Annotated in this window: 11 protein-coding genes; 2 read left to right on the top strand and 9 right to left on the bottom strand. The window is 61.0% G+C overall.

All coding sequences use genetic code 11. From position 1 onward, the window contains the following. Positions 1-80 precede the first annotated feature (80 nt). Positions 81-2,672, bottom strand: coding sequence for a glycosyltransferase (locus tag JKA62_RS06605; RefSeq protein WP_163974102.1), 2,592 nt, complete (start codon positions 2,670-2,672; stop codon positions 81-83). A gap of 274 nt (positions 2,673-2,946) precedes the next feature. Here JKA62_RS06605 and tcdA point away from each other — a divergent pair, with 274 nt between their 5' ends. Beyond that, entirely contained in the window at positions 2,947-3,765 is an 819-nt protein-coding gene (tcdA, locus tag JKA62_RS06600) for a tRNA cyclic N6-threonylcarbamoyladenosine(37) synthase TcdA (RefSeq protein ID WP_039762445.1), read from the top strand. A gap of 24 nt (positions 3,766-3,789) precedes the next feature. Here the strand turns inward: tcdA and JKA62_RS06595 are convergent, their stop codons facing one another. From JKA62_RS06595 to JKA62_RS06580, 4 genes are all read right to left on the bottom strand, one after another. Continuing rightward, positions 3,790-4,194 (bottom strand): SufE family protein, encoded by a 405-nt coding sequence (locus tag JKA62_RS06595; RefSeq protein ID WP_201816935.1) that lies wholly within the window; start codon positions 4,192-4,194, stop codon positions 3,790-3,792. Further along, positions 4,191-5,396, bottom strand: a complete 1,206-nt coding sequence (locus JKA62_RS06590; RefSeq protein WP_041475152.1) for an aminotransferase class V-fold PLP-dependent enzyme — start codon at positions 5,394-5,396, stop codon at positions 4,191-4,193. Before JKA62_RS06590 ends, JKA62_RS06595 begins: the two co-directional genes overlap by 4 nt. Positions 5,397-5,521: 125 nt before the next feature. Beyond that, complete coding sequence (dapD, locus tag JKA62_RS06585; protein ID WP_011332675.1) at positions 5,522-6,556, bottom strand: 2,3,4,5-tetrahydropyridine-2,6-dicarboxylate N-succinyltransferase; 1,035 nt, start codon at positions 6,554-6,556, stop codon at positions 5,522-5,524. A gap of 31 nt (positions 6,557-6,587) precedes the next feature. Then, positions 6,588-6,950 carry an ArsC family reductase gene (locus tag JKA62_RS06580; protein WP_003222107.1) on the bottom strand — a complete coding sequence of 121 codons (363 nt, stop codon included), beginning with the start codon at positions 6,948-6,950 and terminating at the stop codon, positions 6,588-6,590. 181 nt (positions 6,951-7,131) lie between these two features. On the opposite strand from JKA62_RS06580, the gene JKA62_RS06575 reads away from it, so the two are divergent. Next, a complete protein-coding gene (locus JKA62_RS06575) occupies positions 7,132-8,763 on the top strand; it encodes a Na+/H+ antiporter (protein ID WP_011332677.1) in 1,632 nt (543 codons plus the stop codon). 24 nt (positions 8,764-8,787) lie between these two features. Here JKA62_RS06575 and JKA62_RS06570 read toward each other — a convergent pair whose 3' ends face one another. The 4 genes from JKA62_RS06570 to JKA62_RS06555 all read right to left on the bottom strand — a co-directional run bounded on the left by JKA62_RS06570 (position 8,788) and on the right by JKA62_RS06555 (position 14,487). Beyond that, complete coding sequence (locus tag JKA62_RS06570) at positions 8,788-9,459, bottom strand: hypothetical protein (RefSeq protein ID WP_201816933.1); 672 nt, start codon at positions 9,457-9,459, stop codon at positions 8,788-8,790. Positions 9,460-9,641: 182 nt separating this feature from the next. Beyond that, positions 9,642-10,376: a M12 family metallopeptidase gene (locus JKA62_RS06565; protein WP_201816931.1), complete on the bottom strand. Its 735-nt coding sequence runs from the start codon at positions 10,374-10,376 to the stop codon at positions 9,642-9,644. Between the two features lie 165 nt (positions 10,377-10,541). Further along, on the bottom strand, positions 10,542-11,741 hold the full coding sequence (dapC, locus tag JKA62_RS06560) for a succinyldiaminopimelate transaminase (protein ID WP_108559814.1): 1,200 nt from the start codon (positions 11,739-11,741) through the stop codon (positions 10,542-10,544). 43 nt (positions 11,742-11,784) lie between these two features. Continuing rightward, the gene (locus JKA62_RS06555; protein ID WP_007954768.1) at positions 11,785-14,487 is read right to left on the bottom strand and encodes a [protein-PII] uridylyltransferase; all 2,703 of its coding nucleotides are present in this window, start codon (positions 14,485-14,487) and stop codon (positions 11,785-11,787) included. Positions 14,488-14,506: the final 19 nt, after the last annotated feature.

Below are 14,506 nucleotides of genomic sequence, written 5' to 3'. Positions count from 1 at the left end.
GGGGGCAAGGCGCGCAAAATGGCGGTTATCTTAAAGCAAAACGGCGACCATTGGCCGCCGTTTAGTGCATCCGGAAGGATTTAGACCACTGGTGCCGGTTCAGGCGCAGCCGCAGGTTTTGGCAGCGACGACAGGAACGCCATGATCAGCGCCGCTACATACGGCAGCGATTGCACCAGCAGCATGGCCACCCAGAAGCGCATGTCGTTGCTCGGAATGCCCTGCACCAGGAAGATCCCCAGCGCCGCGCCCCACAACAGCAGCATGATGAACAGCTCTTCCCGGGCCTCGGAAATCGCCACCCAGAAACCATGGTTGTCGGCGTTTTTCGGGGTGCGGAAGAACGGAATGCTGCTGGTGAAGAAGCCGTACAGCACCGCTTTGGCGATGGTGTGCGACAACGCCAGGCCGGCCAGTGCCGCGCAGAACGCATCCTTGAGGTTCACGCCCACGGCGCGACGGTAGAGGAAGATGATCTTGCCGACCTTGAACACGAACAGCGCCAGCGGCGGGATCGCGAAGATCAGCAGCGGCGGATCGACCCGTTGCGGCACGATGATCATCGCCGCCGACCACAACAGCGCGCCGACGGTGAAGAAGATGTTCATGCCGTCCGCCACCCACGGCAGCCAGCCCGCGAGGAAGTGGTAACGCTGGCCGCGCGTCAGCTCGGTGTCCTTGCCGCGCAGCAGGCTACGGGTGTGGCGCTTGATGATCTGGATCGCACCGTAGGCCCAGCGGAAACGCTGCTTTTTGAAGTCGATGAAGGTGTCCGGCATCAGACCCTTGCCATAACTGTCGTGGTAATACGCCGCCGACAGGCCTTTCTCGAATACCCGCAGACCAAGCTCGGCGTCTTCACAGATGCACCAGTCGGCCCAGCCCAGTTCTTCCAGAACCGAGCGACGGGTCATGGTCATGGTGCCGTGCTGGATGATCGCGTCGCGGTCGTTGCGGGTGACCATGCCGATGTGGAAGAAGCCTTTGTATTCGGCGTAGCAGAGCTTCTTGAAGGTGCTTTCGTTCTGGTCGCGGTAATCCTGCGGCGACTGCACCACGGCAATTTTCGGGTCGGCGAAGTGCGGCACCATGTGCTTGAGCCAGTTCGGGTGCACGCAGTAGTCGGAGTCGATCACTGCGATCACTTCGGCGTCCTTGGCGGTGTGCGGGATCAGGTAGTTCAGCGCGCCGCCCTTGAAACCGGCCAGGGGCGAGACGTGGAAGAACTTGAAGCGCGGGCCGAGGGTTTCGCAGTAGTCGCGCACCGGTTCCCAGACCGCCGGGTCCTTGGTGTTGTTATCGATGATCAGGACTTCGAAGTCCGGATAGTCGAGGTTGGCCAGGGCGTTGAGGGTCTGTTTGACCATCTCCGGCGGCTCGTTGTAGCAGGGCACGTGGATCGAGACTTTCGGACGGTAATCCGAATCGCCGACTACCGGCAGGAATTCACGGCGACGCTTGTGAATCCACACCGCCTCGGCCAGTTCGTGGGCCTCGGTCAGCAGCACGATGAACACCCCGAGCGCACCGAGCGCGAGCAGGAAGCCCACCGTCAGGCTGAACCACGTGCTGTATTGCTGGCTGTAGTCGTAACCGATCCACACCAGCACCGAACCGCAGAGGAACGCGATAAAGGTCAGGAAGGTACGGCCGCGCTGACGCAGGGCCGAGCCGTCGATCATCAGCAGGGTCAGCGACAACAGCGCCAGCACCACCGAACCGATGGCCAGCACGCGCCATTGCGGGATCGCCACCACCGGGCCTTCGAAGTTGAATTTCTGCTGGCGCGCGGCGTTGAACACGCCCCAGTAAGCGCCGACCGAACCTTCGTCGCTGGCCTTCCACGGCTGGTCGAACGCTTCGATCACGAAGTAGTTGAAGCCCTGGCGGTTGAGTTTGTTGACCAGCGTGCGCAGGTAGATCGCCTGATCCGCCGGCGACGCGTCGGCGCCACCGCGCATGCGGCCGTTGCTCGGCCAGCCCACTTCGGACAGCAGCAGCGGCTTTTTCGGGAACATCTTTTTCAGGTCGCGGGCGCGGTCGAAAACGAACTGCCCGGCCTTGTCCACCGGAATGAATTCCCAGTACGGCAGAACGTGCGCGGCGATCAGGTCGACGTGCTTGGCCAGTTCCGGGTGCTCTTCCCAGACGTGCCACTGTTCGGAGGTGGTCACCGGCACTTTCACCGCTGCACGCACGCGGTCGAGCAGCACGCTGAGTTGTTCGGCGGTGATTTCCTTGCGGAAGATCGCTTCGTTACCGACGACTACGCGAACCACGCTGCGCGAAGTGTTGGCCAGTTCGATGGCGCGGGTGATTTCCCGCTCGTTGCGTTCCTGGTCTGGGCTGATCCAGATCCCGAGGGTCACGCGAAGGCCGAATTCTTCCGCCAGTTTCGGGATGTCCTGCAGAGAGCCGTCGACCGAGTAGATGCGGATGTTGTCCGTCAGCTTGCTCATGATCTCCAGGTCGCGGCGCATTTCATCGTCGGACGGATACTGATCCTTCTGTGGGAACTGTCCTTGCTGGAATGGTGAATAGGAGAAACCGGAGATCTGCTCCGGCCAGTTCGGCGCGGAGACGGGGCGATTGATCAGCGCCCAGAAACCGGTGAACAGGGCGGCGATTGCCAGAACCACCACCAGGTTGAGTCCAAATTTACGCGATGACATAGCTGTGTCGGGTTCCAAAGGCTGTGGAACGAAGGGTCGGCTGGTTGACGCCAAGAGGGCGCGCATCCTACACCGGCAGTTCGCCAAGTCCTACAAGAGACAGGGAAATGCCGGACATTGGGCAATCCAACCTGACTTAAGTTCTTTCGTTTCAGCGTGTAAGACAAATCTTTGTTACGTGCAGCTTTAATTAAAGCAGGCGCGTCCGCCGTTCATAGCGCAAAGATGCTCTTGGCCGCCGACGGCCCTATAATGCGCGCCGGTTTTCAGGGTAATGGTCATGAGTACAGAAGATCCGCGGTTTGCAGGCATCGCCCGTTTGTATGGCATCGAGGGCCTCGAGCGCCTGCGTGCAGCCCACGTGGCGATTGTCGGCGTTGGCGGCGTCGGTTCCTGGGCGGCGGAAGCCATGGCCCGTTGCGGGGTGGGCGAAATTTCGCTGTTCGACCTCGACGACGTCTGCGTCAGCAACGCCAACCGCCAATTGCACGCGCTCGACAGCACAGTCGGCAAACCCAAGGTCGAGGTGATGGCCGAGCGTCTGCGCGGGATCAACCCGGACTGCACGGTGCACGCCGTGGCGGACTTCGTCACCCGCGACACCATGGCCGAATACATCACGCCGAACATCGACTGCGTGATCGACTGCATCGACGCGGTCAACGCCAAAGCCGCGCTGATTGCCTGGTGCAAGCGCCGCAAGATCCAGATCATCACCACCGGTGGGGCGGGCGGGCAGATCGATCCGACGCTGATTCAGGTCTGCGATCTCAACCGCACCTTCAACGACCCGCTGGCCTCGAAAGTGCGCTCCACGCTGCGTCGTGACTATGGTTTCTCGCGCACTGTGACTCGCCATTACAGCGTGCCGTGCGTGTTCTCCACCGAACAGCTGCGCTATCCGAAACCGGACGGCAGCATTTGCCTGCAGAAGAGTTTTGTCGGTGATGGCGTGAAGCTGGACTGCGCCGGCGGGTTTGGCGCGGTGATGATGGTGACGGCGACGTTCGGCATGGTCGCGGCGACCAAGGCTGTGGACAAGATTGTGGCGGGCGTTCGGCGCCCGGCGGATCGGGTCAAGCCTCAGGCCTGAAGCATAGGGCTGCGCAGCAGCCCTTTACTGCGCCAGCTCGTTCATCCGCTGCAGAACGGCATTCAAGCCATTGCTGCGCGACGGCGACAACTGCCGCGACAGTCCCAACTGATTGAACCAGTCCGGCAGATCCACCTGCTGCAGCTCCCTCGCGGTCAAGCCGTTGACCCGCAACAGCAGCAACGCCACCAACCCGCGAATCATCCGTGCATCGCTGCTCGCTGCGAATTGCCAGTGGCCGTCGCTCAACTCGCCAACCAGCCACACCTGGCTTTCACAGCCGTGCACCCGGTTGGCGTCACACTTGTCCGCATCGCTCAACGGCGGCAGGCGATCACCGAACTGCATCAACAGCCGCGCCCGTTGTTCCCAACCGGCAGCGTTCTGAAACGTTTGCAGCGCCTCGGCGGCTTCTACCGGCAGGCTCATCGCAACAACTCCAACGCCTGATCCAGCGCCTCAAAGAACCGCTCCAGATCCTCGGAATCGTTGTACAGCGCCAGCGACACGCGGATGGCCCCGGCCAGTTCAAAGCGCTTGAGCAACGGCATCGCGCAGTGATGCCCGGCACGCACGGCGATGCCTTGCTCGGTCAGCAAATGCGCCAGATCGGCGTTGTGCACGCCTTCGACGACAAAACTGGCCAGCGCCAGTTGCGGCTTGCCCAGCAGACGGATGCCATTGCGGGCGGCGAGGCCTCGCAAAAGGTAATCGTGCAGCGCGGCTTCGTGGGCGGACACGGCGTCCTGATCCAGACCGGCCAGGTAGTCGAGGGTCGCACCCAGGCCGATCACGCTGGCAATCGGTGGCGTTCCGGCCTCGAAGCCCAGTGGCGCCGGACGAAAACGAGCGTCGTGATAATTGGCTTCCAGCACCATCTCGCCACCAAATTGCCACGGGCGCAGTTGCTCAAGCGCTGCGTTGCACCCGAACAGCACGCCGAGGCCATCGGGGCCGTACAGCTTGTGGCTGGAAAACACGTAAAAGTCGCAACCCAGCGCCTGCACGTCATGCCGGCCGTGGACCACGCCTTGAGCGCCATCGACCACGGTCAGCGCGTTGTGTGCTTTGGCCATCGCCAACAATGCCGGCAACGGTTGCCAGGCACCAAGCACGTTGGACAACTGACTGACCGCCAGCAAGCGAGTGCGCGGGCCGATCAGGTGAACGGCGGCGGCGAGGTCGATCACGCCGTCATCGTCCAGCGGCAGGATCACCAGTTTGAGTTCGCGACGTTGTGCCAGTTGCTGCCAAGGCAGCAGGTTGGCGTGATGCTCCAGGGCGCTGATGACAATTTCATCGCCCGGATGGAGAAGATGTTCCAGGCCGTAAGCCAGGAGATTCAGCGCGCTGGTGGCGCCGTGGGTAAAGATGATCTGCCCGCTGTCACCGGCATTCAGCCACTGGGCAACCTTCAGGCGGCTGTCCTCGAACGCCTGCGTGGCATGGGCGCCGGGCAAGTGCTGGGCACGATGCACGTTGGCTGCGCCGTTGGCGTAGTAATGCGCCAGCGCGTCGAGCAAGGCCTGGGGTTTTTGCGTGGTGGCGGCGTTGTCCAGGTAAGTCTGGTCTTGCCGTTGCAGGGCGGCGATGGCCGGGAAATCGGCGCGCCAGGGGGAGGGAATCATCACGGTTTCAAGCCCTGGTGAAGATGGGCGGGTTAACGCCGAACCCTGTGGGAGCGGGCTTGCCCGCGATGACGATCGGTCGAACGCCATCGCAAACAGGCTGGCTCCCTCAGGTGAGCTTCTGGCGCTTAGTTGTGAGCGTGCAGTGCTTCGTTCAGTTCGATCGCCGATTTGTGGGTTTTGCATTCCACGGCACCGGTTTCCGAATTGCGACGGAACAGCAGGTCGGTCTGACCGGCCAGTTCACGGGCCTTGACCACTTTGACCAGATTGTTGTTCTCGTCCAGCAGTGCGACTTTGGTGCCGGCGGTCACGTACAGGCCCGACTCGACGGTGTTGCGGTCGCCCAACGGGATACCGATACCGGCGTTGGCGCCGATCAGGCAGCCTTCGCCGACCTTGATCACGATGTTGCCGCCGCCCGACAGGGTGCCCATGGTCGAGCAGCCGCCGCCCAGGTCCGAGCCCTTGCCGACGAATACGCCAGCGGAAACGCGGCCTTCGATCATGCCCGGGCCTTCGGTGCCGGCGTTGAAGTTGATGAAGCCTTCGTGCATCACGGTGGTGCCTTCGCCCACGTAGGCGCCCAGACGCAGACGCGCGGCGTCAGCGATACGCACGCCGGCCGGTACCACGTAGTCGGTCATTTTCGGGAATTTGTCCACCGAGAACACTTCCAGCAGTTCGCCACGCAGACGGGCTTCGAGTTGCAGCTCGGCCAGTTCGCTCAGGTCGATGGCGCCCTGGCTGGTCCATGCCACGTTTGGCAGCAGCGGGAAGATCCCGGCCAGGCTCACGCCGTGCGGCTTGACCAGACGATGGGACAGCAAGTGCAGCTTCAGATAAGCCTCAGGAGTCGAGGTCAACTGAGCGTCTTCGGCCAGCAGGGTGGCGACCAGTGGCTTGTGGCTTTCAGCCAGACGGGTCAGCAGTTTGCCTTGTACCGCGTCGATGCCTTTCACGGCTTCAGCCAGTTGCGCAGCCTGTGCGGTGGTGAAGGTGATGGCCTGGTTGCCTTCGGTGTAGCCGAGGATCGGGGCAACAGCGGCGACCAGTTCAGCCGAAGGATTGAGCAGCGGCTGGGCGTAGAACACTTCCAGCCATGCGCCTTGACGGTTCTGGGTGCCGACGCCGAAGGCGATACTGAACAGGGAGTTGGACATGTGAATACCTCTACAAAATGTGACGGGCTGCTTACTTGAGGGCGGCCGCGTAGATGTCTGGCTTGAAGCCAATCAGGGTTCGGTCACCGAGATCGAGCACCGGGCGCTTGATCATCGAGGGTTGAGCGAGCATCAGTTCGATGGCTTTCGACTGGTCGAGATCGGCTTTGCGTTCGTCGTCGAGTTTGCGAAAGGTCGTGCCTGCGCGGTTCAACACCGTTTGCCAGCCATGTTCGTCGCACCATTGGGTCAGGTGCTCGCGGTCAATGCCGGCGGTCTTGTAATCGTGGAAGTCATAGCTGACAGCGTGTTCATCGAGCCAGGTGCGCGCCTTTTTCATGGTGTCGCAGGCTTTGATGCCGAAAAGGTGCAACGTTTTGCTTGAAACGGTCAAGGAATTGCCCCCTTTACAGGTGCTGGAAAAAAATGGTGTCGGATTATGCCATGACCAGACGGTTTCGCGGCGCCGAGGTTGCTTTTGCTGAGCGGGCTGCGACATAGGTGCAACGGTCACGCACAGCCTAAGCGGCTAATATGGCAGTTCAACGCTGTCGATTGTCCGGGATTTCCGCTTTATGCAAACTGCTTATACCGTCCTGATCCTGCTGATGCTGGTCAGTGTCTCGCGCCTGGTGGGACGGGTGATTCCGCTGCCGCTGCCACTGGTGCAGATTGCCGCCGGTGCCTTGCTGGCCTGGCCGACTCTCGGCCTGCACGTGGCCCTCGATCCCGAACTGTTCCTGTTTCTGTTCCTGCCGCCGCTGCTGTTTTCCGATGGCTGGCGCATGCCCAAGCGCGAATTGTGGCGCCTGCGCGGGCCGGTGCTGACGCTGGCGGTGGGTTTGGTGCTGTTTACCGTGGTCGGTGCCGGCTACTTCATTCACTGGCTGCTGCCGACGATTCCTTTGCCGGTGGCCTTTGCGCTGGCGGCGGTGCTGTCGCCGACGGATGCTGTTGCAGTCTCGGCCATCTCACAGAACCGCCTGCCGACGCCGTTGATGCACATGTTGCAGGGCGAGGCGTTGATGAACGACGCCTCGGGTCTGGTGACGTTCAAGTTCGCGCTGGTCGCGGCGGTGACCGGTGCGTTTTCCCTGGCCAATGCCAGCCTGACCTTCGTGCTGGTGGCCGTCGGCGGGCTGGCGGTCGGCGTGGCGCTGAGCTGGCTGGTCGGAAGGTTGCGCGCCTGGATGATTGCCCGGGGCTGGGACGATCCGGCGACCCACGTGGTGTTCATGTTGCTGCTGCCATTCGCCGCTTACGTGCTGGCCGAGCGGCTTGGCGCGTCGGGCATTCTTTCGGCAGTGGCGGCGGGGATGATGCAGAGCTGGCTCGATCTGCTGCCGCGCCAGACCAGCACCCGGTTGCTCAACCGCAGCGTCTGGTCGTTGCTGGAGTTTGCCTTCAACGGTTTGATCTTCCTGCTGCTCGGCCTGCAACTTCCGGACATCGTTAAAGCGGTGGTCAGCCACGAGACATCGTTATGGCCGACCCTGTTCTATCGCTGTCTCGATGTGGTGGCGATTTTTCTGGCGCTGGTGTTGTTGCGCTTCATCTGGGTGCAGAGCATCTGGCGGCTGTCGGTGCTGCTGCGTCGCTTGCGCGGCAAGGGTGATCTGACGCAGGTGCCGACCGCCCGTTCCTGCTGGCTGCTGACCGTCGGCGGCGTGCGCGGTGCGGTGACCCTGGCGGGTGTGATGTCGGTGCCGATGCTGATGGGCAGCGAGGCGTTCCCCGAGCGTGATTTGCTGATCTTCATCGCCGCCGGGGTGATCCTGTTGTCGCTGGTGGCGGCCTGTATTGCGCTGCCGTTGCTGTTGCGCGGCATCGAAAAGAGCCCGGACGACAAGCGTCGTCAGGAAGTGCGCGACGCCTGGCGCAAGACGGCGGAAGCGGCGATCCATGCGCTGGAAACCGAAGAGGTCAACCCGCAGGACGCCGCGCAAGCCGCCCTGGCAGCGGAGCTCAAGGCGCGGATCATGTCCGAGTATCGCCATCAACTGGAGGTCTTCAACGATTCGGCGGAAGCCCAGGCGCTGGCGTTCCAGATGGATCTGCTCGAACGCCGCTTGCGCCTCAAGGCACTGCGCGCGCAACGCCTTGAGTTATACAGCCTCAGTCGTCAGCACCAGATTGGCGATGACGTTCTGCGTGAAGTGTTGGGCGAACTGGACTTGAGTGAGGCGAATCTGGGGTCGGTCAAATAATGGCGTCACGTTGGTCCGAATGGGTTACTCCGCTTGTTCAGCAGGGTAGGGGTAGGCTTTCGACATGAACGTCTTGTCCTTTTCACTGAGCTCCAGATTCAGATCAATCTTGAAGTCGCCGTGAGTCCAGTCCTGACGCACGGCGTAGTGCATGATCGATTTCGGATCGTAGGGTGAATAGTCGAAATCGCTGGCATCGAGCAGGTTGAAGTAGCGTTCATCGACAGACCGGCGGGCGTAATCGTCTTCGTCGGCGTTTTCTTTGACCCAGTGCGCGGCATAGACCGCTGCCTTGTTCCAGGGGATGTTCGATTCCGGATGCAGGTGCTCATGCTCGGCCCCCAGCGCATGCCCGAACTCGTGCATGACGTTGGCGGCGAAAAACGCCGGTGCCTGCAGATCCGGCGACAGCCTCATGGTCGGGCCGTCCTCGATCAGCAGTGCGTGGGTGCCAATCATCGACCAGTAAATCCCGGGCTCGCTGCTGATTCGGATATCTCCCGATTCACCCTCGACGAAATCAAAGTTCAAATTGATGTACGACAGCCATTCGCTGGCAGCAGCCTTGACCGCGTCCTTGAACGGCTGGTCGCCGTTTAAGAAGGCAATGCGTAATGTTTGACCCGGTGTCCAGAAGTGAGCCGGTTTGCCAATTGCACGTTTTTTACGACGGGGGGCGGTGAAAGTCGGATTCATGTTCAAGTGTCCTTGCTTGTAGAATTGATAGTTGAATTTCCCGGAGCTCGATGGGTTCGGGTGGTGTTGAAGTTAGTGGTAGATGTTAGTTTGTGAAAGTTGTTTGATGTAAGGTTGTGTGTTTTCAATTCAAGTTTGCCAGGCGTTGCACCTGGCAAACTTTTTAGTTTGAGGTTTCCGAATTATTTTGGATAAAGCAGCTTCATCAATTGTTTGTCTTTTTTACTGATCTTGCGGTTTGTCGGTACTTCCCAGTTGCCGATGGTCAAATCGTTCGATACAGGATGGTGCATGATCGAACGCCTGTCGTAGTTCGTATAAATCGCATCCAGCGTATCGAAGGTCGCGAACAGGTTGCGGTCGACCTGTTCGTGAGTCAGCGGATTCATTTCCCGATTCCGGTAAAACTCGTAAACCTTGGGTTTGTCCCACGGAATATTGGCTTGAGGGTGCTGATGTTCATGCAGGGCGCCCAGTGCATGGCCGAACTCGTGGATCACGATGGTCTCGAAATCGGGATGCTCTGGTTTGACGCCCAGATTCATCGTTGGATGGTCGGGATGTATCAACAGGGCATCGGTACCCAGCATTGAACTGTTGTCATTGTTTCGGGTTGCGATGCGAATATCGCCTTTCAGATCTTCGACGAATTCGAATGTCAGGTTGATATAAGCCAGCCATTTACGAGCCGCGTTGATAATCCTTGTCTTATGATCGGCGTTGGGTGCGTCCATGAAAGCAATTTTCAATGTTCGGCCATTTGCCCAGAGTTTCGAATAGTTGACCACAGAGCGTTTGCGGCGAGAGCCTGCTGTGCTTTGGGTGCCGGCATTCGCCGGGTTCTCGTTGATGGCGGCGATGTAAGCCGCCTGGTTGTCAGGCCATTGAATCAGTTGGCAATCCAGAAGTTCTTTCATTATTTACTTCTTCCATGAAGTTGCAGATTGATTTTGGGTGATGCGCAGAATGACGCGACTCAAGACTAACGTCGGGCCAGCGTAAAGGTGGGGTAGAAAAAGCGGGGGAAGTGTTACGTCATGTTTGATCGCCCGTGCCGGATTGCCCGGCACGGGCGTGAGCGATTACTTATGGCGCAAGACGAAATCGCGAATGCGCTCGGCCGCTTCCACGCACTCCGCCAAGGGGGCTACCAGCGCCATGCGCACGCGCCCGGCGCCCGGATTGACGCCATCGACGTCCCGCGACAGATACGAACCCGGCACCACAGTCACGTGCTCTTCAGCAAACAGATCCCGGCAGAACGCGGCATCGTCACCTTGCACATTCGGCCACAGGTAGAAGCTGCCATCCGGACGCTGCACATCCATCACCGGGCTGAGGATCGCCAGCACGGCATCGAATTTTTCGCGGTACAGCGCACGGTTGGCGCGAACATGCACTTCGTCATTCCATGCGGCGACGCTGGCCAGTTGGGTTTGAACCGGCATCGCGCAGCCGTGGTAGGTGCGGTACAGCAGGAAGCCCTTGAGGATGTCGGCATCGCCGGCGACAAAACCGGAGCGCAGGCCCGGCAGGTTCGAGCGCTTGGACAGGCTGTGGAACACCACGCAACGCTTGAAGTCCTTGCGACCCAGATCGGCGCAGGCGCTGAGCAGGCCCGGCGGCGGGGTCTGTTCGTCGAAGTACAGCTCGCTGTAGCACTCGTCGGCGGCGATCACGAAGTCGTATTCGTCGGCCAGGGCAATGAGCTTTTTCAGCACGTCGACCGGAATCAGCGCGCCGGTCGGGTTGCCCGGCGAGCACAGGAACAGGATCTGGCAGCGCTTCCAGATGTCAGGCGATACCGCGTCGAAGTCCGGGTTGAAGCCGTTCTCGTCCAGGCATGGCAGGTAGTGCGGCTTGGCGCCGGCGAGAAACGCCGCGCCTTCGTAGATCTGATAGAACGGATTCGGGCTGACCACCAGCGCGTCGTCGCCACGATTGACCACGGTCTGGGTGAAAGCGAACAGCGCTTCACGGGTGCCGTTGACCGGCAGCACGTTGCGCGCCGGGTCGATCCAGCCGCTCGGCACGTTGAAACGACGTTCGCACCAAGCCGCGATGGCTTCGCGCAGGGCCGGGATGCCGAGGGTGGTCGGGTACACCGCCATCTGCTCCAAATTGTTCGCCAGCGCCTCGGCGACAAAGCTTGGCGAGCGATGCTTCGGTTCGCCAATGGACAGCGCGATCGGGCGCTTGTCCGGGTTTGGCGTGACGCTGCCGAGCAGGGCGCGGAGCTTTTCGAACGGGTAGGGCTGAAGCTGGGACAGAGCGTTGTTCATCGGTGCGGGATCTCGTGCAAAGCGGTTGAATCCGGGCGCGCAATCAAATGCTGATGCGCGACAGTTTGATATCGGGTTCCTGATTGACGCTCAGCTGTTCGACGATTGCATCCTGCAAACGGCTGCACAGCAGCGGGTCGGACAGCGGTTGATTGTGGGCGTCGGTGATGAAGAACACGTCTTCCACCCGCTCGCCCAGGGTGGCGATCTTGGCGTTCTGCAGCGACAGGTCGAATTCGAGGAAAATCCCGCCGACCCGTGCCAGCAGGCCCGGGCGATCGGGTGCCGTGAGTTCCAGCACCGTCACCGGGCGCTGGGCATCGTTGTGGATCGTCACCTGCGGGGCGAACGCGAAATGCTTGAGCTGGCGCGGCACTCGACGCTGAATGATCGTCGGGTAGTCGGCCGGGTTGCGCAGGGCTTCGGTCAGGCCGTCGCGAATCTGCTTGACCCGGACCGGATTGTCGCCGATCGAGTCGCCATCGGTGTCGAGCACGATGTAGGTGTCGAGGGTGAACTGGCTGCTGGACGTGATGACCCGGGCATCGTGAATGTTCAGGTTGAGCTGGTCCATCGCGGCCACGGTCACGGCGAAGAAGTCGTGCTGGTCCGGCGCATAGATGAAGATCTGCGTGCCACCCTCGAATTCGCGTTGGGTGGTTTCCTTGATCAGCACCAGCGGACCGCCGTCAGCCGGTTGCTGAAGGATGGCGTCGGTGTGCCAGGCCACATCGCCGGCGGTGTGACGCAGGAAGTAGTCGTCACCCAGTTGCGCCCACAATTGCTCGACGTCATCCGGATCGGTGCCGCCGCGTACCAGTATGTCCAGCGCTGCGCTCTGGGTCTGGCGGATCTGCTCTTCGCGATCCACCGGATTCTCCAGTCCACGGCGCAGGGCACGCTTGGTTTCGGTGTAGAGCTGGCGCAACAGGCTGGCACGCCACGAGTTCCAGAGGGTCGGGTTGGTCGCATTGATGTCGGCCACGGTCAGGACGTACAGGTAGTCGAGACGGGTTTCGTCACCAACCGCCAGCGCGAAGTCATGGATTACCTGCGGGTCGGACAAATCCTTGCGCTGGGCGGTGGTCGACATCACCAGGTGGTTCTGCACCAGCCACACGATCAGGCGGCTGTCCCACACCGGCAGTTGGTGGCGCTGGCAGAACGCCTCGGCATCCACTGCGCCAATTTCCGAGTGATCGCCATGCCGGCCCTTGCCGATGTCGTGATACAGGCCAGCCATATAAATGAGTTCAGGCTTCGGCAGTTTGGCCATGAGCTTGGCGGCCAGCGGGAATTTCTCCGACACCTGGGTGTACTGCAACTTGCGCAGGTGTTTGATCAGGTTAAGGGTGTGCGCATCGACCGTATAGATGTGGAACAGGTCATGCTGCATCTGCCCGACGATGAAGCCGAACTCCGGCAGATAGCGCCCGAGAATGCCGTAACGGTTCATCCGCCGCAGGTTGCGGTGGATGCCGATCTTGCACTTGAACAGCTCGATGAACAGGCTGGTGTTGCGGATGTCGTTGCGGAAGTTGTCGTCGATCAGGTGACGGTTTTCCCGCAGCAGACGAATGGTGTCGGCGCGTACGCCTTTGATTTCCGGCTGCTGGGCCATCAGCACGAAGATCTCGAGCATGGCGAACGGCGTGCGGCGGAACACGTTGTCGTTGCGTGCCTCGATGTAACCGTCGTGCAGCTGGAAGCGCGAGTTGATCGGCTGCGGCGGCGCTTCGTCTTCCGGGGCGAGGATGACTTCCTCGAAGTGCTGAATGATCAGGTCGCTGAGCTGGGCGATGCTCATCACCACCCGGAAATACTGCTGCATGAAGTTTTCGACGGCCTGTTTGGCGTCGTCGCCTTCAAACCCCAGCAGCCCGGCAATGGTGCGCTGGTGATCGAACAGCAGGCGGTCCTCGGAGCGACCGGCCAGCATGTGCAGGGCGTAACGCACCTTCCAGAGGAATTCCTGGGAGGACGCGAGCAAGGCGTTTTCACTCTCGACCAGAAAGCCTTCGCCGGCCAGGGCGCGCAGGTTCAGGGTGCCGTACTGACGACGGGCTACCCACAGAATTGTCTGAATATCCCGTAGTCCGCCGGGCGAGCCTTTGACGTTGGGTTCCAGGTTGTATTCGGTGTCGTTGTACTTGTGGTGGCGAGCCTTCTGCTCGGCGCGCTTGGCCAGAAAGAAATCCTTGCTTGGCCACATGTGCGCAGTGCTGGTGACATCGAGCATGCGCTGGCGCAGGCGCTCGGGGCCGCAGATGGTGCGGCTTTCCATCAGGTTGGTGACCACCGTCAGGTCGGCGCGGGCCTCTTCGGCGCATTCGTCGACCGAGCGAACGCTCTGACCGACTTCCAGGCCGATATCCCAGAGCAGCGTCAGAAAGCGCTCGATGGAATCGCGGAAGATTTCGTGATCGGCGCTGTCCAGCAGGATCAGCAGGTCGATGTCGGAGTAGGGGTGCAGCTCACCGCGACCGTAGCCGCCGACCGCGACCAGCGCGATGTCGGCGTCTTCGCTCCAGTCGAACTGGTCCCAGGCCTTTTGCAGGATGTTGTCGACGAACCACGCCCGGTCTTCGATCAGCCGGCGGATGTCGCGACCGGCCCGAAAGCGTGCATCGAGCACTTCGCGGGCCTGGCGGATCGCCTTCTTGAACGCCGCGATGGGACTCGCTTTCAGGGCCAGTTCAGCCTGGAACTGGCCGCGGTCAAAGAGTTCGGGATCCACCTGCGGCATCGATTGGCTTTCCTTCTAT

The sequence above is a fragment of the Pseudomonas sp. B7 genome, from assembly GCF_016735645.1.
GTDB lineage: Bacteria > Pseudomonadota > Gammaproteobacteria > Pseudomonadales > Pseudomonadaceae > Aquipseudomonas > Aquipseudomonas glycinae.
This window is presented reverse-complemented; position numbering and strand designations above follow the sequence as displayed.

Excerpts from the sequence above, each read along its gene's own strand:
- JKA62_RS06570 (WP_201816933.1), bottom strand. The coding sequence starts at position 9,459 with ATGAATCCGACTTTCACCGCCCCCCGTCGTAAAAAACGTGCAATTGGC.
- JKA62_RS06565 (WP_201816931.1), bottom strand. The coding sequence starts at position 10,376 with ATGAAAGAACTTCTGGATTGCCAACTGATTCAATGGCCTGACAACCAG.
- dapD (WP_011332675.1), bottom strand. The coding sequence starts at position 6,556 with ATGTCCAACTCCCTGTTCAGTATCGCCTTCGGCGTCGGCACCCAGAAC.
- JKA62_RS06595 (WP_201816935.1), bottom strand. The coding sequence starts at position 4,194 with ATGAGCCTGCCGGTAGAAGCCGCCGAGGCGCTGCAAACGTTTCAGAAC.
- JKA62_RS06575 (WP_011332677.1), top strand. The coding sequence starts at position 7,132 with ATGCAAACTGCTTATACCGTCCTGATCCTGCTGATGCTGGTCAGTGTC.
- JKA62_RS06555 (WP_007954768.1), bottom strand. The coding sequence starts at position 14,487 with ATGCCGCAGGTGGATCCCGAACTCTTTGACCGCGGCCAGTTCCAGGCT.
- JKA62_RS06605 (WP_163974102.1), bottom strand. The coding sequence starts at position 2,672 with ATGTCATCGCGTAAATTTGGACTCAACCTGGTGGTGGTTCTGGCAATC.
- tcdA (WP_039762445.1), top strand. The coding sequence starts at position 2,947 with ATGGTCATGAGTACAGAAGATCCGCGGTTTGCAGGCATCGCCCGTTTG.
- dapC (WP_108559814.1), bottom strand. The coding sequence starts at position 11,741 with ATGAACAACGCTCTGTCCCAGCTTCAGCCCTACCCGTTCGAAAAGCTC.